The sequence below is a fragment of the Siansivirga zeaxanthinifaciens CC-SAMT-1 genome (assembly GCF_000941055.1).
GTDB classification, from domain to species: Bacteria; Bacteroidota; Bacteroidia; order Flavobacteriales; family Flavobacteriaceae; genus Siansivirga; species Siansivirga zeaxanthinifaciens.
In genome coordinates this window covers 1,831,108-1,855,777 of the sequence record NZ_CP007202.1, presented here as the reverse complement: position 1 = coordinate 1,855,777, position 24,670 = coordinate 1,831,108, and the positions used below count along the sequence as shown (strand labels likewise).

Sequence of the window (24,670 nt, the reverse complement as noted above, 5' to 3'; positions counted from 1 at the left end):
ACAATCTATTATGTATTTATTAAAATTCGATTGGAATCCAATATCTGGCATTGATATTATTGGAAATTTCAAATTACATTTTTACAGTTTAATGTGGGTAACAGCTTTTGTTTTTGGCTGGTATATCATGAAACGTATTTTCACTAAAGAAAAAGTATCGTTAGAATATTTAGACCCTTTATTTATTTACACCGTTCTGGCAACCATGATTGGCGCCAGATTAGGTCATGTGTTATTTTACCAATCTGAATTAATTTCGCAAGACTTCTTTAGCATATTCCTTCCTTTCAAATTTAAAGGTGGTATAGAATTTACAGGTTTTCAAGGACTTGCAAGTCACGGCGCTGCCATAGGAATAATTACAGGCATGTACTTATACCGTAAAAAATACAACTATAAATCTTTACTCTGGATTTTAGACCGTATCGTAATTGCTGTCGCTTCAGGAGCCATATTTATTAGAATTGGTAACTTTATAAATTCTGAAATTATTGGAAAAGTAACAGATTCTGCTTTTGGGGTTCGTTTCATTCAAGATGAATATTACAAAAATCAAGTGATGCAATTAACAGGTATTAACGATGTACAAAAAGCTTATGATGCCGTAGCGAACAATCCGCAATTTAGCGAATTACTTGAAGCCGTTCCTTATAGACATCCTGCACAACTTTACGAATCGTTTTGTTATATTTTTGTGTTTTTAATTTTACTGTTTTTCTATGCAAAAACAAGCAAAAGAGATCAAACCGGGTTTTTATTTGGTTTGTTTTTAATTCTACTTTGGACCGTAAGATTCTTTGTTGAGTTTGTTAAAGAACCTCAGGGCGACGAGTATATTAACTGGTTCGGTTTTAATACAGGTCAATGGTTAAGCATCCCTTTTATTTTAATTGGCTTATATTTTATGTTTGTTTACAAACCAAAACAACCCGTAAAATAGATTATAAATGAAAAATTTAACACCCTTTTTATTATTTTTTACTGTACTTACTTTAAGTGTGTCGTCTTGTAAAGAAGATAAAAAGGTTGTTAAACAAACTCAAGTAAGTTTTAAAAAAGAAGGAGAACTCACTATTTTTAAAGCAGATTCTACCACTGTAAATTTAGATATTGAAATTGCCAATTCTGAATACGAAACCCAAACCGGATTAATGTATCGGGATGCTATGGAAACAAATCAAGGCATGCTTTTTATTTTTCCAGATGAAACTCAGCGTTATTTCTATATGAAGAACACAAAAATTGCTTTAGATATTATTTATATCTCAGGCAATAAAACCATAGTTAGTTTTCAAAAAAACGCAAAACCTTTCGATGAATCTGCGCTACCTTCAACTTTCCCTGCCAAATATGTTTTAGAGGTAAATGCTGGTTTAAGCGATGCTTGGTCGCTTCGTATTGGCGATAGAATTCAATTTAAATAATTTAGCCTTCATAAACATACAATCCCTCTTCTTCGCCTTCATTATTGAGTTTTTTAACCAATTTAAAGTTATTTTTGGTATAGAAGCCATCCAATTTAAAATCTTCAATAGTTAGCCAAAATTTTTGTTCTGGAAAAGTTGCTTTTAAATTTTTAAGCCACAACGAACCTAAATTTCGGTTTCTAAAAGCTTCTTTAACAAAAATAAAACCTAAATACTTATACCCCAATTCCAGCCATTTATTAGCTTCAGATTTTGCATATAGCATATCTGGAGGGCATTTATAAAAAACCAAACCTCCAGCTAAAATTTGCCCGGCATCAACCATAACGTAACAGGCTGTATATGGTTTTATTTCATCCCAAAAAGGCTCTAAAAATTCTTGCCAATCTAATGGAAGTATTTTAAGAAATTCATTAGGTTCTCTACATAATTGAAAAACCATGCTCACTAAATTTTAACTAAAGTAATCCCCAAGACCATAATTTATCTGAATCTTCACTCCAGCGATCGCCAATATCGGTTCTGTAATATCCATTATTAATAATAACGTTGCTAATGCGGTTATACATCATTTTTTGAGCATCTTTCATGGTATTACCAAAACCAGTAACCAAAACCGCGATGCCTGTATTTCCTGTTATTAGCCATTCATCATTAACTTGTTTTAAATGCATTGGGTGCACGCCTTCTTTGCCATTTCTTTTAAAAACAACCACGGCATCTTTAGAAAACAAGTTAAACGTTTTCTTATCATCATAAGGAAAAGGTGGCACAACAATAAACGCACCCACCTGAAACCCCTTTTTAGTTTGAAGTTTAAAATGTTCGCCAGAGGCTAACTTTAAAAGAAAAAGCCCCATAGGTTCGTTAATCCCAGCCCGCTGAATGAGAATTTGAGGATATCCAAACCTGGAAGTGAACTCCAAAGGGTAAATTCCATGGCCGTTTACAATGCAATTAATATCAATATGCCCAACAAATTGATGCTTTGCCAGTGTCTCTTTAAATTTTAAAAGTGTGGCTTCAAAAATAGGCGATTCTTTAGTCCAAAACATACTCGTTCCCATTTCGCCTGTTGAGACACCAAGTTCTTTAGGAAACAATTTTTTATGTTCGAAAGTAGTGTTAATAGGGTAAATAAAATCGTGTCCGTTAAAAAATGCCGCAATAGAAACCTCAACACCTTTTACCTTACGCTGCAATTGAAAGTTCCCAAAATCGTTACCCCAGGATTTCTCGTAGGCTTTAAGCACCCTTATAACATCCAAACCTTCATCGTCGGTGCCAACAAAAAGCAGTTGTTTCAATTCCTGTGTTTCACCACAAGGTTTTAAAACATACGAGTTTGGATGCTGTTCGATATATGAAATGGCATCATTAAAAGTGGAAAACTCTTTTGAAGGAATCACTTTTATTTTATGCTTTTTAAGTTCCGATTGCCCGAAATTACGATCCAATTCCAGTTGGTCGGTGTACTCGGTACCACCAATAACCAATTTACCAGATTTACGTAACTCTGAAGCTATTTTACCATAACCGGTATAATCGAAAACAATAATATCGGCCCAATCGATATGCTTTTCCCATTGGTTTACTTTAGGCACAAAACCATATCCTATTTCTTTTGAAGGTTTATCTTCAATGAATAGTTTAACTTCGTGACCCTCTAATTTTATGGTATTTACAATGTCTAATGATTCACCCCAACGTGATACAAAAAGAAATTTTTTTTGAAGACTTGATTTAGTTTTCACCGAAGCAATCAAGAGCTAATTTAATATACATAACTCACTTTATTTTGATGTAAATGTATATAAATATTTGATTTCTTTACAAAGAATTATGTTTTTGATATGTTAATTTTAAAACACAAAAAAAGCCTCTCAACAAATTGCTGAGAGGCTTTTTTCTAGGAATAAATTAGAATTAGTTTTCTTCTTTTTTATTCTTTTTTTCTAATCGTTTTACAGTATCATACATTAAAGGTGATGCTATAAATAATGATGAATACGTACCTACAACAATACCCACTATTAATGCAAACATGAAACCTCTAATAGATTCACCTCCAAACACAAAAATAGCTAATAACACCACTAAAGTCGTTAAAGACGTATTTAAGGTTCTACCTAAAGTACTGCTTAATGAGGTATCGACAATTTTTTCGAATGGCCAGTTAGTATGTTCGTTCACAAACTCTCTAATTCTATCGAAAACAATTACCGTATCATTTAACGAGTAACCAATAACCGTTAAAATCGCTGCAATAAAGGCTTGATCGATCTCCATTCCGAAAGGCATGAATTTGTAAGTGATTGAGAATACACCTAAAGTAATTAACACGTCATGGAAAACTGCAACAACAGCTCCTAACGAGAATTGCCATTTCTTGAAACGGAAAAGTATATAAAGGAATACAACAATTAAAGATCCTAAAATAGCCCAGAACGATGCTTGTTTAATATCATCGGCAATTGTTGGACTTACTTTAAATGATTCCATTAAACCTACTTGTTTATTAGAGTTGGTGTTATCGATAAACTCTTCGTAAGTAACACCAGATAAATAAGGCTGTAATGAATTGAATAATTGATTTCTTATTTCTTCATCAACCTCGGCACCAGTTTCATTAACTTTATATTTAGTCGTGATTTTTAATTGATTATCGCTACCAACAGTTTTAGCATCTGCACTTCCAAAAGTACCTACTAAAGTTTTAGTTATCTCTGATGCATTTACATCTTGCGCAAAACGAACTTGGTACGTTCTACCCCCAACGAAATCGACACCCTGATCTAATCCATTAGTAAATAAAGATCCTAAACTTACTACAATAAACAATCCTGAAACAATATAAGCAACCTTACGTTTTCTTAAGAATTCAATATTTATGTTTCTGAATAAGTTTTTAGTTAAAGCCGTAGAGAAATCTAAATTACCTCCTTTGTTTACATACCAATCAATTAATAAACGCGTAATAAAAATTGCAGTAAATAACGAAGTACCAATACCAATTAATAAGGTTGTTGCAAAACCTTTAATTGGACCTGTACCAAACACAAATAATATTAAAGCCGTTAAGCCTGTAGTAATATTCGCATCTAAAATAGATGATAACGCATTGCTAAATCCGTCTTGAATAGCTTCTTTCTGTCCTTTACCTTTGGCAATTTCCTCGCGAATACGTTCAAAAATAATTACGTTGGCATCCACCGACATACCTATAGTAAGCACGATACCCGCAATACCAGGTAATGTTAGTACAGCTCCTAAGCCCGATAGAATACCAAAAATTAACAAGATGTTTAAAGCCATGGCAACATCGGCAAAACCACCAGCTTTACCATAGTAAACAACCATCCACACTAACACTAATATTAAAGCAATAATGAAAGACATTGTACCACTATCAATCGCTTCTTGACCTAATGATGGTCCTACCACCTCGCTAGCAATAATATCTGCAGATGCTGGTAATTTACCTGCACGTAAAACGTTTGCTAAATCGACAGCTTCGTTTAATGTAAAGTTTCCTGAAATTTCTGAATTTCCTCCAGAGATTGGACCTGTAGTTACACCTGGTGCAGAATATACAACGTTATCTAATACGATAGCTATTTGACTTCCTTGAGAGAAAGCTTTTCCAGTCATTTCTTCCCAAATTTTAGCTCCTTTTGCATTCATTTGCATAGAAACTGTTGGTTTTCCTGTTGGTCCAAAAGCATTTCTAGCATCGGTTACAACAGCACCACTTAATTCTGGAGTATTATCTCTGTTTCCTACTAAACCATATAAATCTACAATCTCACTATCTTTTTCTGGTTTACCAAAAGCGAATTTTGTGTAACGCATCTCTGCTGGTAACAAGGCTCTAACTTGAGGCATGTTAAGGTAATTTAGCACAGTCGCTTTATCTTTAACATCAAATCTAGCGATGATTGGTCCACCTTGGTAACCTTGACCACGAATTAAATCGAAAATAGGATTAACAGTAGCAACTGCAGTAGAATCTGTAGTAGCATCACCTAAAAGATCGTCGATAGCATCTTCGGTGTTTTCACCATCTTTATTTTCGTCTTGAGTTGTTTCTTTTTTATCAACAACAATATCTTTTAAAACTTCGTTAGCCTGCGCTAAAAAGTTAAATAATTGCTCTCCTTTGTAGGCATCCCAAAATTCTAACTGAGCCGTACTTTGTAGTAAAGAGGTTGCTCTTTCAACATCTTTAACTCCAGGCAACTCAACTAAAATACGACCAGAAGTTCCTAAACGCTGAATATTTGGAGACGTTACACCAAACTCATCGATACGCTTACGTAATACTTCGAAAGCAGAAACGATAGATTCATCAATTTTAGTAGAAATGATAGTTTTAACCTGATCATCGGTCATGCTACCTTCAATTTCACCATCTAATGCTTTGGTGTAGAAAATATCAGGAGAAGCTAATTTAGTATCGCCTTTAATTTTATCGAAAGCAATAAAGAAATCTTCTAAATATGTATTCTGACTGTTTTTTTGCATTTCTGATGCATCGTCTAACGCCTTATTGAATACTGGATTTTTAGTATGATTTGCTAATCCTTTTAAAATGTCTTTTACAGAAACTTGAAGAATAACGTTAATACCACCTTTTAAGTCTAAACCTAAATTCATGGCTTTTGCTTTTACTTCGTTATAAGTAAATTTAGCAATACCAATATTAAAAACGGTATCGTTAGCTACCGCTTCTAAGTAGTTAGCTTCTTCGGTACTTCTTTTAGCACGGTAATCATCCTCTGTTTCCGGAATTTTGTTAATGGCAACTTCTTCAGCTTTACTTTCAATCTGATTGGCCTTAAATGTAAATGATAGTTGATAAATACTTACCAACCCAAATAAAACTGCAAACAGTTTTACTAATCCTTTATTTTGCATTGTTTGTTAAATTGCGTCCGTTATAAACCCATATTTTGGTTTAACTAGACCGTTAATGTTAGTTGTTTTTTAGCTTCTAAAAACAGAAGCCATGGTAAAAAGAATAATTGTTGGGAATACAAATTTAAAATAATCGTGTCTTGAGATTACACGTTCCCGAAAGCATCAGGCCCTGCCCGTACTTCTGGGATATTACCGGAAATATTATCTATAGTGATAGCAATATTTCTTCGAATTTTATAAGCTAATTTTACAAAATAGCATTTTTCTTTATTATTAATTTCTTCAGAAAAAATATAAACATTCGGATTATAGAATCTGTCGAAATCTTGTTTGAAATTTAAAACACATTTACCATCTAATCCCGATTGAATATCGGTGGTTTTGTGAATTTCGAAAACATCAAATTTGTAGTTTTTTGAATCTTTATCTGATGGTTTATTAGAAGATTTAGAGGTATTATTTGAAGCATATTTTAATGCAAAATGACTTTCGTTTGAAAGGATTTCTTTTACATTTTTAACATTGGCATCGCAATAATAAGTGATTTTTAGTTGTCCAGATTTTAAATCTTTAACCTGAACTTTAGTAGCACCTAAAGCCTCTAACTGCTTTTTTAATGTGGTGATGCTGCTTTGCGCTTCATCTGAAGTAATGGAAACATTGGTAAATTGTACAACAATCTGTTGATTGGGCTCAGAAACTTGGTTCTGATAAACCCCCAACAGAGTAAATACAATTAATAAAGCACCAAAGTACCATTTTGTTTTCATGCGCCAAATATAAAAATAAAGACTGTATTTCTACAGTCTTTACAAAAAATTCTATTTTAATTTATTAATTGCTAAAATTAAAGCATTTCATTTACTTTTCTAACAGCATCTGCACTTTCTTGCATATTTGCTTTTTCTGCATCGTTTAAAGGAATGTTTACAATTTCCTCGATACCGTTTTTACCTAAGATAACAGGTACACCTAAACAGATATCATTTAAATCGTATTCACCTTCTAATAAAACAGAACATGGATATACTTTTTTCTGGTCGCAAGCAATAGCTTGAACTAAACCACTTACGGCAGCCCCTGGAGCATACCAAGCCGATGTACCTAACAATTTAGTTAATGTAGCACCACCAACTTTAGTATCTTCTTTTACTTGCTCTAATCTATCGGCTGCAATAAAGTTAGAAACTGGCACACCATTTCTTGTTGCTAAACGTGTTAAAGGAATCATTCCAGTGTCGCTATGTCCACCAATAACCATACCGTCAACATCGCTAATTGGGCCACCAATCGCTTCAGCTAATCTGTATTTAAAACGCGCAGAATCTAAAGCACCACCCATACCAATAATTCTGTTTTTTGGTAATCCTGTAGATTTGTGTACTAAATACGTCATGGTATCCATTGGATTACTAACAACAATTATAATGGTATTCGGAGAGTGTTCAATTAAGCTAGATGATACTGTTTTTACAATACCAGCATTAATACCAATTAATTCCTCACGAGTCATTCCTGGTTTACGAGGTATTCCAGAGGTAATTACACAAATATCACTACCTGCTGTTTTGCTATAATCATTTGTTACACCGGTTATTTTGGTATCAAATCCATTTAACGATGCGGTTTGCATTAAATCCATAGCTTTACCTTCGGCATAGCCTTCTTTAATGTCTAACAAAACAACTTCTGAAGCGAAATCTTTAATAGCAATATACTCTGCACAACTTGCACCAACTGCTCCTGCTCCTACTACGGTTACTTTCATGTCTTAAATTTTAATTGATTTTATATATTTTGATATATTTTCTTTTGAAAAAAAGTTATATTCAAAAATAACATTCCAAAAGAATTAAATAAATGATAATTATCAGACAAATTTACAAATTAAAAAACGTTAAATAAAAAAAGCATCGTATTAAATACGGTGCTTTTAAATACTTTTACGAAAAACTTAATTAAAATTAAATAACTAACTTTTTTAATACGTTTTATTTAGAATAAGTGCTTATTAATTATCTAAAACCGAAGTTAATACCCACAGAAAACGCATCGAATTCGGCTAAATGATATTCGGCATTTAATCTAAAGAATCCTAATTTTAATCGGGCTCCTAATGACCCTCTCATTCCTGAAGCTTTACTTGAAACTGAAAAAGGATCTTCAATGGTTTTTGTTTGTAATCCGTTTGAAATTCTGTAGGTTCCCAATAAATCGGATTCCGATTTTCCGCTTATATAGCCAATACCTCCATAGAAATTAATTACCGGGAGCTTGGTTGATGCTATTAATTGAAATAACCATGTATTCGTTTTGTTTTCTAGATGTTGATTATCGCCGTCAATTCCAGATGAATCTGTTAAATCGTAATTAGCATCTAAATGGGTATAAGCCACCAAACCAGAAACTGCAATAGGCCAAATTTTATCGGCAGGAAGCCAATTTGTAAACTCATGTTGTAAACCTACACCGTACATACCTAATTCTACATCATCGGTATTTATTTTAGGTACAAAACGCGCTTTTATTTCGGTACCTTTACTTATCCCAATGGCCCCTTGTATAAAAGCAGTTGGTAGCATATTTAAATTTTCTGTTATCCCATTGGGTAGAATAACATCTTCGGTATAACTTCCAAAAATAGGATCGTCGTAAGTAACCTCCACAATAACGTCTGGGTTATTTTCGCCTAAAACTGTTGCTACCATTTTAGAACTTGGATTGGTTATGTTTTTAAATTTAACATTATCGTAATCGGCAGTATTCATTAAAAACATCTTATCATCGTCGTTTATTAAAGACGCATTGGCAATTACCGAAATTTCAAAGCCTCCCAGTGGTTTCACTTTTCCTGAATTAAACCAGTTAGCATTCATGCTGTAAATTAAACCATCGGATCCTGGCTTTAAATAATCGGTTGCGAAGCGTTGTGCATCTTTTATACCAGCAGCTAACAAGGCGTCAATATCGTTTTGTGCTTTTACAAAATGGCCCGCCATAAAAAACAATAGAATACAAGTTATTTTTCTCATAAGTTTGATTTTGGTTATACATATATAACGAAAAAACACCTTCAAAGGTTTTTTTGAAGGTGTTTTTTTTTAATTTTTTTATCGAAAAATTAAGCGTCTATATTTGCATAAATAGCATTTTTCTCAATAAAATCGCGACGTGGCGGCACCTCATCTCCCATTAACATTGAGAAAATTCTATCGGCCTCTGTACCATTGTCAATTTGTACCAAACGCATGGTTCTAAACTCCGGATTCATGGTCGTATCCCATAATTGTTCGGCATTCATTTCTCCAAGACCTTTATAACGTTGAATATTTACACTACCACCAAATTCTTCGGCAAGTGCATCACGCTCTTTATCACTCCATGCATAGGCTTTTTTATTACCTTTTTTAACTAAGTATAAAGGAGGTGTTGCAATATAAATATGTCCGTTTTCAATTAATTCTTTCATATATCTAAAGAAGAATGTTAGAATTAACGTAGCAATGTGGCTACCATCAATATCGGCATCACACATAATTACAACTTTGTGGTAACGCAACTTAGAAAGATTTAACGCTTTACTGTCTTCTTCTGTTCCAATGGTAACTCCCAAAGCAGTGAAAATATTTTTAATCTCTTCGTTTTCAAACACTTTATGTGTCATCGCTTTTTCAACATTAAGAATTTTACCTCTTAAAGGTAAAATAGCTTGAAATGCTCTATCACGCCCTTGTTTTGCAGTACCACCTGCCGAATCTCCCTCTACAAGGAACACTTCACATTTTGCAGGATCTTGTTCTGAACAGTCGCTTAATTTACCAGGTAAACCACCAATGCTCATTACGGTTTTACGCTGCACCATTTCACGGGCTTTTTGAGCGGCATGACGAGCTTGAGCTGCTAAAATTACTTTTTGAACAATAATTTTAGCATCGTCTGGATGTTCTTCTAGGTAATCGGCTAGCATTTCTGAAACGGCCTGACTAACAGAAGCAGAAACTTCACGGTTTCCTAATTTTGTTTTTGTTTGCCCTTCAAATTGAGGCTCTTGTACTTTTACAGAGACGATGGCTGTTAATCCTTCACGGAAATCATCACCAGCGATTTCAAATTTCAGGTTTTTCAATAAGCCAGATTCATCTGCATATTTTTTCAAAGTCATGGTTAAACCACGTCTAAAACCAGATAAATGCGTTCCTCCTTCGTGCGTATTGATATTATTTACGTAAGAATGTAAATTTTCTGCATACGATGTATTATACACCATAGCAACTTCAACAGGCACACCATTTTTTTCACCTTCAAAAGAAATAACATCTTTCATTAAAGGTTCTCTGGTAGCATCTAAATATTTTATAAATTCTTTTAATCCTTCTTCAGAATGAAATGTTTCACCTTCAAAAGAACCATCGGCTTTTTTAGAACGTTTGTCAACTAAATGAATGGTTATCCCTTTATTTAAATAGGCTAACTCACGCATTCTGCTAGCTAAGGTATCGTAATTATATTCTACCGTTTGGGTAAAAATAGTGTCATCGGGTTTAAAAGTAACGGTAGTACCACGTTTATCTGTTTCTCCAATTTGTTTTACAGGATATAAAGCTTTTCCTCTTTCATATTCTTGTTCCCAAATTTTTCCATCTCTGTAAACGGTAGCACGTAAATGCTCTGATAATGCATTAACACAACTTACACCAACACCATGTAAACCACCTGAAACTTTATAAGAATCTTTATCGAATTTACCACCAGCACCAATTTTTGTCATTACTACTTGTAATGCCGAAACGCCTTCTTTTTTATGTAAATCGACAGGAATTCCACGTCCGTCATCTTCGGTAGTAATAGAATTATCTTCATTAATGCTTACTGTAATATTATTACAATGTCCAGCAAGTGCTTCATCAATAGAGTTATCTACAACCTCATATACTAAATGGTGTAAACCACGTATGCCAACATCTCCAATATACATGGATGGACGCATACGTACGTGCTCCATACCTTCTAAGGCTTGAATACTATCGGCAGAATAACCGTGTTTGTTAAATTCTTCTTTTGGTTCGCTCATATTAATTGTTTGTTATCTAAATCTTTTTAGTTTTTACACATAAAAAAAGATGCTTTTGGCATCCTTCTGAATACAAACAAATATACGAAAATTGCAAGCGTTTTAAAAGTAATTTATCGATTATAAGGCAAAATTATCAACAATTGTTAATTACCTAAAAGTGTCTTAAATCGCTTAAAAAAGGGCTTAAAATTGATTTCGATATTATTTTATTCTTTCATAAAAATTGAAAAACAAAAAAATGTCTTATAGCCAATATTTTGCTTTTTATTAAAAGCCTATTAACCATAAAAAAGGAGCAATTTAGTCGCAAAACCATTATTTTAAAGAGATTTTATTAACCTAATTGAACAAAAATTAGACATATATTATAGAACTACTAACATATTTTTATGTTTTTTGTTAATCTGATAATTATAATAAAGGATATACTATTAAATAGTTGCTAGTTTATTTATTCTACATATATTTGACGCGCAAAAAGATAACATGAGAAATAATAACAACAATAATAATTTCAATAATCCTAACTATTAGGGTCGGAAGGTTGTTGTTTAAAAAATATATAAAGCCTTCCGGAGTTCGGAAGGCTTTTTTTAATCTAAAAAAGTAAGACATGAGTAAAATTATGACAGTCGACGTATTGTCGAGTATTAAAGGGGCGCAACCTAGTGAGGCTGTAAACAAATTATTTGAAGTAATTAAAAATGCACAACCAACAAATAATAATTCCTTTAATAATAATCATAACAACGGGGTGTCTTTAGATGACTTAAGAGAGGATGTCGTAATTGAAAGTTCGGCATTGGAAAAACAAATCATTATTGAAAATTTTCCAAAAGAGAAAAATGGCTATTTAGTGGTTTCTAAAGTTATAGAAGAATAATTATGGCGTCTCAAATACATACATTACACCAACAATTGGTAAATAAAGAAATTTCTTGTACTGCTTTAATTCAGGAAAAATTAGATGCTTTAAAACCCAATACCAACCAAACTGTAAATGCCTTACTAGACACTTTTGCTTTAGATTTAGCAGCTAAAGTAGATGCAAAAATAGCTAAGGGAGAAACTATTGGTTTATTAGAAGGTATTCCCTTCGGAATTAAAGATGTTTACATGCTGCAAGGCACGTACACCACCGCAAGTTCCGAATTACTAAAGCACTACAAATCGGCTTACACAGCTACCGCTATTCAAAAATTACTAGATGCGGGCGCTATTCCGGTGGTTAAAGAAAATTGTGATAGTTTCGGACATGGATCTTCGAGTGAAAACACCATTTTTGGAGCTGTAAAAAACGCCTTAAATCCAAATTTAGTAGGTGGTGGTTCTAGTGGTGGTTCGGCAGTAAATGTGGCCAAAGACTACACCGTGTTTTCTATTGGTGGCGATACGGGTGGTTCGGTACGACAACCAGCCGGTTACAACCATGTGTATGGTTTAAAACCTAGTTACGGACGTATTTCTCGCTACGGATTGATGGCCTATGCCTCATCAACAGACTGTGTAGGTCCTATTGCGAAATCAGTTGAAGATATTCGTATCGTGTTAAATGTGATGAGTGGAAAAGACCCAAAAGACCAAACCACTTACGATGCTTCGGCTATTGAAGCTGAAACTATTTCAGATTACTCTAACATAAAAACCGTTGGTTACTTTAAAAACTTTATTGATAGCGATGCCATCGATTCTAAAATTAAAGCAGATTTTTTAGCAACTATCGAAAAAATTAAAGCTAAAGGTATTGAAGTAAAGGCATTAGACTTTTTTAAGTCGGATATTTTAGTATCTACCTATTACACCTTAGCTATGGCCGAAACAGCCTCTAACCTATCGCGTTTAGATGGTTCTAACTACGGTAATCGTATTGAGGATAAAAACCTAAAAGAATCGTACGCTGTAACGCGTTCTGAAAATTTTTCAGAAGAAACCAAACGCAGAATTGTTGGTGGAAACCAAGTATTGTCTCAGGGGTTTTCAGATGAAATTTATTTAAAAGGTTTAGCGCTTCGCGATGCGATTTCAGAAAATTTTGAAAAAGATTTTGAAGCAGTAGACATTATTTTATCTCCTGTAACTCCAAGCACGCCGCCAGAAATTGGCAGCAGCTTAAAAGACCCGCACGCCATGTATTTAAGCGATGCATATACGGTTGGCTTTAGTTTAGGACAATTACCAACACTTACCGTACCGCAAGGTACCGAAACAGGCTTACAAATTACAGCCGCAAAACATAACGACGAACTTGTTTTGAAGTTTGCTAACTTCTTAAAAGACACGATATAATGAAATATACATTAGCAAAATTTATGAGACTAGTAAATATTTCTATTTGGATATTGCATCTGACCTCTAAAAAAATAAAATAAGCAGATGAAACTGGAGCAATTAGACGCGGCTTTAAAAGCCCATGATTTAGAATTAGTAATCGGATTAGAAACACACGTTCGATTAAACACCAAAACAAAATTATTCTGTTCTTGTCCGAATCAAGAAATAGAAATACCTAATCAAAATATATGTTCTGTATGTACAGGGCAAATGGGCGTTTTACCAGCCATAAATAAAGAAGCTATTAAAAAGGCTATTTATTTTGGTAAAGCGGTAAATTCATCGTTTGAAAATGATGTTATTTCATGGGATAGAAAACATTACGAATACCCAGACAACCCAAAAAACATTCAAATTACACAGTTTCACAATCCTGTAATTCCAGACGGACAAGTTTCTTGTTTTCGTAACGATGGATCGCAGTTTACTGTTAATTTAACACAAGTACACATCGAAGAAGATGCGGCTAAATTGATGCACGAAAAAACTGTTTCGCTAGTCGATTTCAACAAAGCGGGCGTGCCACTTATTGAAATTGTTACAGAACCTTGTATTCGCCATATCGAAGATGCTTCAACCTATGCACAGTACATTCAGCGTATTGTGCAAAATTTAAAAATATCGGAAGCCAATCTTGAAAAAGGGGAGTTTAAATCGGATGTTTCGGTGTCGTTGCGTAAAAAGCATACGTACGATTTAAATCCGCGTACAGAAATTAAAAACTTAAACTCGTTTAAGTTTATGGTAGATGCTTTAAAAGAAGAAGTTGAAAAGCAATTAAACTACTATATTGAGCACAAAGAGTTTAGACCCGACCAAACCACGGTTTTATGGGATGCCGATTTAAAGCAAACCAAAACCATGCGTAAAAAGGAATACGAAGCAGATTATCGTTTTATCTCGGAGCCCGATTTACCTTTTGTAAATATTAAAGATGTTGTTAAAACTATTAATGTCGATTTAAGTTCGTTGCCTTTCGCTGTAGAATCTATACTTATTAAAGGTGGTGTTTTACCTCAAGATGCTAAATTCTTTACAGCCGATTCGTTACGTTCTGAAACCTTTGTTGCCATAAACGAAGCCGTTAAAGACCCATCGTTTGTTGCTAAAACATTAACCAATAATATAAAGCCTGAGGACTACCATCGCATTGAAAATATTTCAGATATTATTGATATTTTCAGCTTATTTAAAGATGAAAAAGTAACACCTGTTTTAGCTCAAAATGCCATCAAATCGATTTTAGAAGATGCGCATTTCGATTATAAAACCTACTTCGCAGAAAACACCATTTCTGAAGAAAAAATACAAGAAGCCATTGCTAAGGTTATCTCTGAAAACTCAGCCATAGCCGATGAAATTAAAGGTGGAAACCAAGGAAAAGCTGGTATTTTAGTTGGAAAAATTATAGCTATTATTGGTAAAGGCGCCTCTGGAAAAGTAATTCGTGAAGGCATTTTAAGTCAGTTAGCCGGTGGAAATGACGGAAGCACGAAGACCGAAGAAGGTGGTAAAACCAAACAACCAACAACCAACAACCAACAACCAACAACCAAAGAAGAAGTTTTACCACAAATTCCCATCATCATTAAGAAAGAATACAGAACACACTTAATTTCAAATATTTCTGAAGAAAATATTGCCGAAGAAGTGACTCTGGCGGGATGGGTTTCGAGTGTGCGCGACCATGGAGAACTTATTTTTATAGACTTACGCGATTCTAGCACACAAATATTTCAAGTGCGTTTAAGCAGAGAATCGTTTCCTAATTTAGACGACCTGGTAAAATTAAAACCAGAGTCTGTTATTACGGTTTCAGGTACTATTGTACAACGTAAAGAAGACGATTACAATCCTGCTTTAAGAACTGGAAAAATAGAATTGGAAGCGTCGCAATTAGATATTTTAAATTTATCAAGAACGTTGCCTTTCGAAATTAAGCGTGCTACAAAAACCAACGAAAACACACGTTTTCAATACAAATATTTAGATCACAGAAACGACGATGTGCGTCGCGTTATAGTAAACCGTCACAAAGTTATTAAGTTGCTTCGCGATATTCTCGACGAGCAGGATTTTCTGGAAATTGAAACACCTATTTTAAGTGCCGGAACCGATGAAGGTGCCCGTGAATTTATTGTGCCTTCTCGTAAACAAGCTGGTGCATTTTACACCTTGCCACAAGCACCTCAACAATTTAAACAAATGCTGATGGTGTCTGGTTACGAAAAATATTTCCAGATTGCACGTTGTTTTAGAGATGAAGATTCTCGTGGCGACCGCCAACCTGAATTTACACAGTTAGATTTAGAAATGGCCTATGCCAGCATGCAACAAATTATAGATTTAAACACCAAAATGTTTAATGAAGTTGTTACCAAAATTTATGGTAACAAATGGATTTTACATCCTTTTGAAGTGATAACCTATCAAGACGCGATGTATTATTATGGTTGCGACCGACCCGATTTGCGTTTTGGTTTACAACTTCAAGACATTACAGACATTGTAAAAGAAACCACGTTCCAGGTTTTTAGCAAACCTATTGAAGAAGGCGGTATTGTAAAATGTATTAAAGTATCTGCCCAAGAGCAAGGCGATAAACGTTTATCGAAAGGTCAGATTGAAAAACTTACAGCCATAGCCCAACAACACGGTTTAGGTGGTTTAGCCTACATTATTGTTAATGAAAACGATTTACAATCGCCTATAATTAAGTTTTTAGGTGAAGATATTGCTGCTGGCATTATTGCAGCCACAAATGCTCAGGTTGGCGATATTGTATTTTTCTCGGCGGCAGATTATGCAACAGCCAATAAAGCTTTAGATGCTGTAAGACAGGAATTAGGCGCTATGCTTAAATTAATTAATCCGAAAGAATTAAGACCGGCTTGGGTTGTAGATTTCCCTATGTTTGAGAGAACCGACGAAGGTCGCTGGACGTTTACCCATAACCCATTCTCGATGCCTGCTGTTTATGATATTGAAAAACACATGAATGGCAAAGACGAAGAAATAGGAAGCATTATCGCGCAGCAATACGATTTAATATTAAATGGTTACGAAATTGGTGGTGGCTCTGTGCGTGCACACAAACCCGAAATTTTAGAAGCTACTTACAGAAACATGGGTTACACGAAAGAGGAGATGCTTAAAAGTGTAGGTACAATGTACAAATCGTTTCATTATGGTGCACCGCCACATGGTGGTATTGCTTGGGGTGTCGATCGATTGATGATGATTTTAGAGAAAAAAGCATCGATTAGAGAAGTGATGGCTTTCCCGAAAACAGGTACCAGCGAAGACTTACTATTTGGCGCTCCTTCCCTACTTTCTGATAAAAAAGTTGAGGAAATGAATGTGAAAATTATGAGAAAATAAAATTCTTAAAATAATAAGTAATGAAAGCTTCAGAGTTATTTCTGAAGCTTTTTTTATGTACTAAAGTTTGCGTTAGGGATGGCAGTGAAAATCCTTTTTGTGAGGGTACGAACAAAAAGATTGTAACGTACAGCCCGACCGCATACCTGAAATGAAATGGAAGGTATGGGGTAACGCCCAAATAAACTTTAACATGGTAATTGTAATTTTTATAAAAAACTTAAGAATAAATAAGCTTAACTTTATAAATTATAAAACTTTAAAAAGATAAAAATGAAAAGAAAATCACTTATTACAACGGTTGCTTTAGCCTTTATTATGCTTGTTTCTGTTAATTCTAATGCACAGAAATTTGCGGGATTAGATAAGAGTCCGTTAGACGTTGCTTATTTTAGAACCGATAGAAATGCGCCGCCTATGGCAAAAGTTATTTATAGCCGCCCACAACTTAAAGATAGAGCGGTTAGTACGTTAGCTCCTAATGGTAAAGTTTGGAGAACGGGTGCAAATGAGGCAACTGAAATTAAATTTTATAGCGACATGAGTTTTGGTGGCAAGATGGTAAAAGCAGGAACGTACTCGTTATACACCATTCCGGGAGACAGCGAATGGACCATTATTTTAAGTAAAGATACCGATGTTTGGGGTGCTTACAATTACAAGGAAAGCAACGATGTTTTACGTGTTATGGCGCCTGTAAGCTCTGGTGAGGCTCTTGAGGCTTTTTCTATTGCTTTCGATAAAGACCATATGTATTTGGGTTGGGGCACTGTGCGAGTTAGTGTGCCTATTAGTAAATAAAAACGTTTACAACATAAAAAAAGCCTTGAAATTCAAGGCTTTTTTATTAGGGTATATTTAAATATTTATGGGTTTGTAATGACACTTTCCACTTGGGATTTGCCATAACATAATCTACAATTTCGGGTACAACTTTATCGCGCTTACTCCACTCGGGTTGCAGGTATAAAATACAATCTTTATTTACTTTAGCGGCTTGTTCTTCGGCAAAACGAAAGTCGTCTTTATTGTAAATTATCATTTTAAGCTCGTTGGCTTTTTCGTAAACTTCTTTGGTTGGCAACTTCATTTTTTTAGGAGATAAGCAAATCCAATCCCAAGTTCCTGTTAACTTGTAAGCTCCAGAGGTTTCAATATGTACTTGTAAGCCTTCTGCTTTTAATTTAGAGGTAAGCAAAGTCATATCCCAAGTAAGAGGCTCTCCACCAGTAACTACAATGGTGTCGCTGTATTTTTTGGCGTTTTCAACAATTTTAGTAGTTTCGGTTGGTGGGTGAATATCGGCATTCCAGCTTTCTTTAACATCACACCAATGGCAGCCTACATCGCAACCGCCAATTCTAATAAAATAGGCTGCTGTTCCTTTGTGAAATCCTTCTCCTTGAATGGTGTAAAACTCTTCCATAAGCGGCAGCATTTCACCTGTATCAACTAAATCTTTAATTTCTTTTTTCATAAGGGGCAAAGATACATATTCCATTAGTTATTTTTTAATTTTTGATTTTCAATTTAATTTGAGTATTTTAGCTTTTGTAAAAATTAAATTGCTATATAAATCCTCTCAATCTCTCAAAGAATGAAAAAAATATCATTATTTTTAATACTGGTATTATACCATTTTTATAATTATGCTCAAGTTGGTATTGGTACGACAAACCCTAATTCTTCTTCAATTTTAGATATTACATCAACAAACTCGGGTGTTTTATTACCTAGACTAACAAACTCCCAAGAAAGTGCTATTGTAAGCCCTGAAACTGGTTTAGTTATTTTTAATACCGATAGAAAAGAATTTAGATTTAATTATGGTACGGCTGCTATTCCTAATTGGATAAGCACTTCAAGAAATATATCTGTTAAGTACAGCAATAATGCTGCCGACACTTCTGTTAATGTTAATGCAAATACTGCTATTAACGCACCTATAATTAGCACATTAGAGTGGAATGATGACACAACCCTTTATTCCGTAAATACGGCAACTAATACAATTACAGTTAATCAAACCGGAAGATACCGAATAAGTGTTAATGTTTCTTTATCTACAGCTATTAATACTGATAGACTAGCTCCGGAAATGTGGATTGAAGTTAATGGCACCCAAAGAGGTACATTTGCTTCTACAGGATATATTAGAACCAATAATGCCCATGATGAAAGCTCACTTCACATTACAGAAGTTCTTCAGTTAAATGCCAACGATGTTGTTTCTTTGGCCATTGTTAGAACTGGAAATGCTGGTGTTGTTAATTTAAGAACCGCTGGTTCATCAAACATCTACATAGAGAAAATATAATATTGTGTTTACGTAGAATAAATGCATTTTTTTCTTCCTCTTATTTCATGTATTTTTACTCAAAATTAATATTCATGGACAAGAAGGAAACTTTTTTCAACTACATCACAGAGGGAAACACTACCAAAGGCGATTTTATACCTGTTGGTGCTGCTATGTTAGACGGCGAAACCATTACGGGTGCTCATGTTAAAATACCGCTTAAAACATTAAACCGTCATGGTTTAATTGCTGGTGCTACGGGAACTGGAAAGACAAAATCGTTACAGGTTTTAGCCGAAAATTTAAGTGATAAAGGTATTCCTGTTTTACTTATGGATATTAAAGGGGATTTGAGTGGTTTGGCGCAACCAAGCCCGGGACACCCAAAAATTACAGAGCGCCACGAAAAAATTGGTATTCCCTTTGAAGCCAAAGGGTTTCCTGTTGAAATATTAACCTTATCTGAACAAAATGGCGTACGCCTTCGTGCTACCGTTAGCGAATTTGGTCCTGTTTTACTGTCGCGAATTTTAGAATTATCGGACACCCAAGCGGGTGTTGTTGCTGTTATTTTTCAGTATTGCGACAACAATAAATTACCCTTATTAGATTTAAAAGATTTTAAAAAAATACTCCAGTACGCCACCGAAGAAGGCAAAGAAGAATTTGCTGATGCTTACGGACGAATTTCAACTGCTTCAACAGGCGCAATTTTAAGAAAAGTTGTTGAATTAGAACAACAAGGTGCCGATTTGTTTTTTGGCGAAACCTCCTTTGAAGTATCGGATTTGCAGCGCATAGACGAAAACGGCAGAGGCTACATAAACATTTTACGTTTAACCGACATACAAGACAGACCTAAATTATTCTCTACATTTATGTTGAGTTTATTGGCCGAAATTTATTCTACGTTCCCAGAACAAGGCGATGCCGATCGTCCGGAATTAGTTATTTTTATTGATGAAGCGCATTTAATTTTTAACGAAGCTTCTAAAGCATTGTTAAATCAAATTGAAAGCATTGTAAAATTAATACGAAGTAAAGGTGTTGGTTTATATTTTGTTACTCAAAACCCAACCGACGTGCCAGAAGCAGTGCTAGGACAATTAGGATTAAAAATTCAACATGCCTTAAGAGCCTTTACTGCTAAAGATAGAAAAGCCATTAAATTAACAGCTCAAAACTATCCAGATTCGGAGTATTATAATACCGAAGATGTTTTAACAGCCTTAGGTACTGGTGAAGCTTTAGTAACCGCTTTAGATGAAAAAGGGCGCCCAACGCCACTTGCTGCTACCATGATGCGAGCCCCTATGAGCCGAATGGATATTTTAACCGATGCTGAATTAAAAGAATTATTGGTAAAATCGAAACTGGTTAAAAAATATAACGAAACCATCGATCGTGAAAGTGCTTACGAATTACTAAACAAAAAAATTGCCGAATCTGAAGCCGAAGAAGCAAAAGAAAAAGCTAAAAAAGAACAAGAAGAACTTAAAAAAGCGCAATCGAAACAACGCACAACTACAACTTCCAGATCCAGAAGCTCGGCCATGAATCCCATTGTTAAGGTTTTAACCAGCGCAACATTTATTAGAAGTGTTTTTGGTATTCTAACTAAAGTGATGAAAAAATAAGTTTATAAAAACCCCAGATTTAAATTTTAAATTGCAGCCATTCAAATGAAAAAAACACTTATTGCCATAGTATCTTTAACAACCCTTTTTATAAGTTGTAAAAAAGAACAAAGCCCTTTTGAGGTTTCTAAACAACATGTTGGTTTATTAACAGACTCTACCTTAGTTAAAGATCTTAAAGCTATTTTTATAAACGATTCCATCGCCGAAAAAATAAACAACAGCGGGTTTTCTAATATTAACAAAACCATTGAAGTTTTTGACAAATCAGGCAATAAACTATTAATATTAACACCCGAATACAAATCTGATACCACAGCTGTTGTGAAGAGTGTTCAAATTATTGATGCGCGTTATAAAACAGACAAAAACATTAGTGTTTCTAGTACTTTTGCCGATATTAATGATAATTATACCATTTCAAGAATTGATAATTTAATAAATTCTGTTGTATTATCTGTAAATGAAATAAATGCAAGTTTTACAATCGATAAAAACGAATTACCGGCAAATCTAAGGTTTGATATGAATACAAATATTGAAACAACCAACATACCCGATAATGCCAAAATAAAATATTTCTTTATTAATTGGTATTAAAAGCAACTAAACAAAGCACCTTGGCAAACAAAAAATACATAGTACAAAATAAGCCCTTTGTTGTTCCTACAACAGATGGAAAAGTTATAAAAGAACATTTTGGTGTACCAACAAATGGCAACACTGAACTGAGTTTAGCACACATGATTGCGCCTGCTGGTTGGAGTGAACCTTTTCAAACACCAGAGTTCGATGAATACACTTTTATTATTAGAGGTAAAAAACAATTTATTATTGAAGGCGAAACCGTTATTTTAGAAGCCGGTCAATCTATTAAAATTGAAAAAAATACCCGAGTACAATATTCTAATCCGTTTACCGAAGTTTGCGAATATATCGCTATTTGCACACCTGCCTTTTCTATGGATTTAGTAAATAGAGAAGACTAATACATGAAAAAACACCTTATTAAAACTATTGGTAAAACCATCAACTCCATTAGTTATTTCTCTCCGCAATATGCCGCAAAAATAGCTGTTACTTTATTTTCGACACCCCGAAAAGGTCAATTAAAAGAGAAAGACATTAAATTTTTAAGCGCAGCCAAGCATACCAGTATCCAATATGAAAAATTCAAAATAAAAACATACCACTGGAGCGGAAAAAAAGAAACTATTTTATTAGTTCATGGTTGGGAAAGTAATACCGCCCGTTGGAAAGATTTAATAAACTTATTACAATTAGAAGATTATAATATTATTGCATTAGATGCTCCTGCACACGGCGCTACTGGCAATAAAATTTTTAATGCGGTTTTATATTCAGAATGCATTAATAAAGTACTTGAACATTTTAAAATAGATATCATTATTGGGCATTCTATTGGTGGCACAGCTTCTGCATTAACTTTAAATAAATACGAACCACCAATTACTAAACTTATTTTATTGGGTGCGCCTTCAAATTTTGATGAAGTTATAAATCATTATATTGAAACCATGGGCTACAATAAAAAAGTTACCAATGCCATGACTGCTTATTATTTGAAGTACTTCGGACAATTACCTTCATTTTATTGTGTTGAGAATTTTTCTCAAAACATAACTGCTAAGGGGCTTATTATACACGATAAAAAAGATCGTATCATCTCTTACAGAGATGCTTTACAAATTGCCAAACACTACAAAAACTCGAAACTTATTAAAACAGTTGGTTTTGGCCATGGTTTAAAATCTGATAAAGTTTACAATCATATTTTAGAATTCATAAAGGAATAGAATTATTGTATTTTTGCAATCAGAAAAAAACATTTATACCATAAATTATTCAAATTACATGGAACAAGAATTAAAACGCATCAATAAATATTTAAGTGAAGTTGGTTATTGTTCTCGCCGTGAAGCCGATAAACTTATTGAAGCCGGCCGTGTAACAATTAATGGTGCTGTACCAGAAATGGGGACTAAAATTGCTCCCAACGACATTATTCATGTAGATGGCCAAGAGGTTAAAAACACCAAACAAACGTTTGTTTATCTTGCTTTTAACAAACCTGTTGGCATTGTTTGTACTACCGATACCAATGTAGAAAAGGATAATATTATAGATTTTATAAACTATCCTAAACGTATATTTCCTATTGGCAGATTAGATAAACCCAGTGAAGGTTTAATTCTTTTAACCGATGATGGCGACATAGTAAACAAAATACTTCGCGCCAGCAATAACCATGAAAAAGAATATATTGTAACCGTAGACAAGCCCATTTCGCAAACCTTTATAGAACGCATGGCGGGTGGCATTCCATTGGAAGAATTAAAAAAAACAACCAATAAATGTTATGTTGAAAAGTTAAGTACTTACGAATTCAAAATTATTTTAACGCAAGGTCTTAACCGACAAATTCGGCGTATGTGTGAGTATTTAAATTATGAAGTGCAAACGTTAAAACGTGTTCGTATTATGAACATAAAACTCGATATGCCTATTGGAGAGTATAGAGAACTTACAAAAGAGGAATTTAAGGAATTGAATAAGTTAATAAGCGAGTCTACTAAGGAATACAAACCGAAGGCCGTAAAAAAACAACCGCGAAGAAGACATTAACTGCATAAAAAAAGGACACTAAAATTAGTGTCCTTTTTTGTTTTTATATTTCTAGTTTTGGTTGCGTCTTTCTCTAGATAGTAAGGTGTTTTTTAGTAACATAGCTATCGTCATTGGGCCAACACCTCCCGGCACTGGTGTAATATAACTCGCTTTTTTACTTACACTTTCAAAATGCACATCGCCCGCCAATCGGTATCCATTTGCTTTGGTCGCATCTGGTACACGAGTAATTCCAACATCTATAACAACGACATCTTCTTTAACCATATCGCCTGTTAAAAACTCAGAAATACCAATAGCAGCAACAATAATATCGGCTTCTCTGGTAATATCGGCTAAGTTTTTCGAACGGCTATGAACAACAGTTACAGTGGCATCGCCAGCTTTTCGTTTCTGACTCATTAAAATACTCATTGGGCGACCAACAATATGGCTGCGTCCCATCACAACGACATTCTTACCTGAGGTTTCAATTTGATATCTTTCTAACAACTCCATAATTCCGTAAGGTGTAGCTGGTAAAAAAGTTGGTAAATCTAAAGCCATTCTACCTACGTTGGTTGGATGAAATCCGTCTACATCTTTATCGGGATGAATTGCCATTAATACCTTTTGCTCGTCAATTTGATCTGGAAGCGGTAATTGAACAATAAAACCATCGATATCATCATTAGTATTAAGTTCGTTTATTTTCTGTAATAATTCGTCTTCTGAAGTGTATTCGGGTAACTCAATTAAAGTAGAATTAAAACCAATTTTTTCGCAAGCTTTAACTTTTGCATTCACATAAGTCATACTGGCTCCATCAGAACCAACTAAAATAGCTGCTAAATGTGGCACCTTCTCGCCTTTAGCAACCATGGCTTTTACTTGGTCGGCAATTTCGTTTTTTATGTCGTTACTTACTTTCTTTCCGTCTAAAATCGTCATCTTTTTGGTTGTTGATTGTTTG

The 24,670-nt window shown here is 34.3% G+C and carries 21 protein-coding genes; 12 read left to right on the top strand and 9 right to left on the bottom strand.

Annotated features, from left to right (window positions below):
• The first annotated feature begins 10 nt into the window (after positions 1-10).
• On the top strand, positions 11-940 hold the full coding sequence (gene lgt / locus AW14_RS08415; protein WP_044638414.1) for a prolipoprotein diacylglyceryl transferase: 930 nt from the start codon (positions 11-13) through the stop codon (positions 938-940).
• A 7-nt stretch (positions 941-947) separates the two neighbouring features.
• Positions 948-1,424 carry a DUF192 domain-containing protein gene (locus tag AW14_RS08410; RefSeq protein ID WP_044638413.1) on the top strand — a complete coding sequence of 159 codons (477 nt, stop codon included), beginning with the start codon at positions 948-950 and terminating at the stop codon, positions 1,422-1,424.
• 1 nt (position 1,425) lies between these two features.
• On the opposite strand, the gene AW14_RS08405 is transcribed toward AW14_RS08410, so the two are convergent.
• The 7 genes from AW14_RS08405 to gyrB all read right to left on the bottom strand — a co-directional run bounded on the left by AW14_RS08405 (position 1,426) and on the right by gyrB (position 11,418).
• Positions 1,426-1,869, bottom strand: a complete 444-nt coding sequence (locus AW14_RS08405) for a GNAT family N-acetyltransferase (protein ID WP_044638412.1) — start codon at positions 1,867-1,869, stop codon at positions 1,426-1,428.
• Between the two features lie 16 nt (positions 1,870-1,885).
• Positions 1,886-3,181 carry a phosphoribosylamine--glycine ligase gene (locus tag AW14_RS08400; protein ID WP_044639557.1) on the bottom strand — a complete coding sequence of 432 codons (1,296 nt, stop codon included), beginning with the start codon at positions 3,179-3,181 and terminating at the stop codon, positions 1,886-1,888.
• Between the two features lie 172 nt (positions 3,182-3,353).
• The gene (secDF, locus tag AW14_RS08395) at positions 3,354-6,344 is read right to left on the bottom strand and encodes a protein translocase subunit SecDF (protein ID WP_044638411.1); all 2,991 of its coding nucleotides are present in this window, start codon (positions 6,342-6,344) and stop codon (positions 3,354-3,356) included.
• A 146-nt stretch (positions 6,345-6,490) separates the two neighbouring features.
• On the bottom strand, positions 6,491-7,117 hold the full coding sequence (locus tag AW14_RS08390; protein WP_044638410.1) for a hypothetical protein: 627 nt from the start codon (positions 7,115-7,117) through the stop codon (positions 6,491-6,493).
• 77 nt (positions 7,118-7,194) lie between these two features.
• The gene (mdh, locus tag AW14_RS08385; RefSeq protein ID WP_044638409.1) at positions 7,195-8,115 is read right to left on the bottom strand and encodes a malate dehydrogenase; all 921 of its coding nucleotides are present in this window, start codon (positions 8,113-8,115) and stop codon (positions 7,195-7,197) included.
• A 247-nt stretch (positions 8,116-8,362) separates the two neighbouring features.
• A complete protein-coding gene (locus AW14_RS08380; protein ID WP_044638408.1) occupies positions 8,363-9,379 on the bottom strand; it encodes a DUF6588 family protein in 1,017 nt (338 codons plus the stop codon).
• Positions 9,380-9,468: 89 nt separating this feature from the next.
• Entirely contained in the window at positions 9,469-11,418 is a 1,950-nt protein-coding gene (gene gyrB, locus AW14_RS08375; RefSeq protein ID WP_044638407.1) for a DNA topoisomerase (ATP-hydrolyzing) subunit B, read from the bottom strand.
• A 616-nt stretch (positions 11,419-12,034) separates the two neighbouring features.
• Here gyrB and AW14_RS08370 point away from each other — a divergent pair.
• The 4 genes from AW14_RS08370 to AW14_RS08355 all read left to right on the top strand — a co-directional run bounded on the left by AW14_RS08370 (position 12,035) and on the right by AW14_RS08355 (position 17,934).
• The gene (locus AW14_RS08370) at positions 12,035-12,304 is read left to right on the top strand and encodes an Asp-tRNA(Asn)/Glu-tRNA(Gln) amidotransferase subunit GatC (protein WP_044638406.1); all 270 of its coding nucleotides are present in this window, start codon (positions 12,035-12,037) and stop codon (positions 12,302-12,304) included.
• 2 nt (positions 12,305-12,306) lie between these two features.
• Positions 12,307-13,707, top strand: a complete 1,401-nt coding sequence (locus tag AW14_RS08365; protein WP_044638405.1) for an amidase family protein — start codon at positions 12,307-12,309, stop codon at positions 13,705-13,707.
• Positions 13,708-13,794: 87 nt separating this feature from the next.
• Complete coding sequence (gene gatB/aspS, locus AW14_RS08360) at positions 13,795-17,133, top strand: bifunctional amidotransferase subunit GatB/aspartate--tRNA ligase AspS (RefSeq protein ID WP_044638404.1); 3,339 nt, start codon at positions 13,795-13,797, stop codon at positions 17,131-17,133.
• 273 nt (positions 17,134-17,406) lie between these two features.
• On the top strand, positions 17,407-17,934 hold the full coding sequence (locus AW14_RS08355) for a DUF2911 domain-containing protein (RefSeq protein WP_044638403.1): 528 nt from the start codon (positions 17,407-17,409) through the stop codon (positions 17,932-17,934).
• Between the two features lie 46 nt (positions 17,935-17,980).
• On the opposite strand, the gene AW14_RS08350 is transcribed toward AW14_RS08355, so the two are convergent.
• On the bottom strand, positions 17,981-18,610 hold the full coding sequence (locus AW14_RS08350; RefSeq protein WP_179944505.1) for a 7-carboxy-7-deazaguanine synthase QueE: 630 nt from the start codon (positions 18,608-18,610) through the stop codon (positions 17,981-17,983).
• A 120-nt stretch (positions 18,611-18,730) separates the two neighbouring features.
• Between AW14_RS08350 and AW14_RS14480 the strand changes: the two genes are divergently transcribed.
• The 6 genes from AW14_RS14480 to rluF all read left to right on the top strand — a co-directional run bounded on the left by AW14_RS14480 (position 18,731) and on the right by rluF (position 23,715).
• Positions 18,731-19,450 carry a hypothetical protein gene (locus tag AW14_RS14480; protein WP_052647458.1) on the top strand — a complete coding sequence of 240 codons (720 nt, stop codon included), beginning with the start codon at positions 18,731-18,733 and terminating at the stop codon, positions 19,448-19,450.
• A gap of 74 nt (positions 19,451-19,524) precedes the next feature.
• Complete coding sequence (locus tag AW14_RS08340) at positions 19,525-21,069, top strand: helicase HerA-like domain-containing protein (RefSeq protein ID WP_044638401.1); 1,545 nt, start codon at positions 19,525-19,527, stop codon at positions 21,067-21,069.
• Positions 21,070-21,114: 45 nt separating this feature from the next.
• On the top strand, positions 21,115-21,669 hold the full coding sequence (locus tag AW14_RS08335; protein WP_044638400.1) for a hypothetical protein: 555 nt from the start codon (positions 21,115-21,117) through the stop codon (positions 21,667-21,669).
• A 20-nt stretch (positions 21,670-21,689) separates the two neighbouring features.
• Positions 21,690-22,058 carry a cupin domain-containing protein gene (locus AW14_RS08330; protein ID WP_044639555.1) on the top strand — a complete coding sequence of 123 codons (369 nt, stop codon included), beginning with the start codon at positions 21,690-21,692 and terminating at the stop codon, positions 22,056-22,058.
• Positions 22,059-22,061: 3 nt separating this feature from the next.
• Positions 22,062-22,886 (top strand): alpha/beta fold hydrolase, encoded by an 825-nt coding sequence (locus tag AW14_RS08325; RefSeq protein ID WP_044638399.1) that lies wholly within the window; start codon positions 22,062-22,064, stop codon positions 22,884-22,886.
• Positions 22,887-22,944: 58 nt separating this feature from the next.
• On the top strand, positions 22,945-23,715 hold the full coding sequence (gene rluF, locus AW14_RS08320; RefSeq protein WP_044638398.1) for a 23S rRNA pseudouridine(2604) synthase RluF: 771 nt from the start codon (positions 22,945-22,947) through the stop codon (positions 23,713-23,715).
• 51 nt (positions 23,716-23,766) lie between these two features.
• On the opposite strand, the gene folD is transcribed toward rluF, so the two are convergent.
• Positions 23,767-24,648 (bottom strand): bifunctional methylenetetrahydrofolate dehydrogenase/methenyltetrahydrofolate cyclohydrolase FolD, encoded by an 882-nt coding sequence (gene folD / locus AW14_RS08315; protein ID WP_044638397.1) that lies wholly within the window; start codon positions 24,646-24,648, stop codon positions 23,767-23,769.
• Positions 24,649-24,670 lie beyond the last annotated feature (22 nt).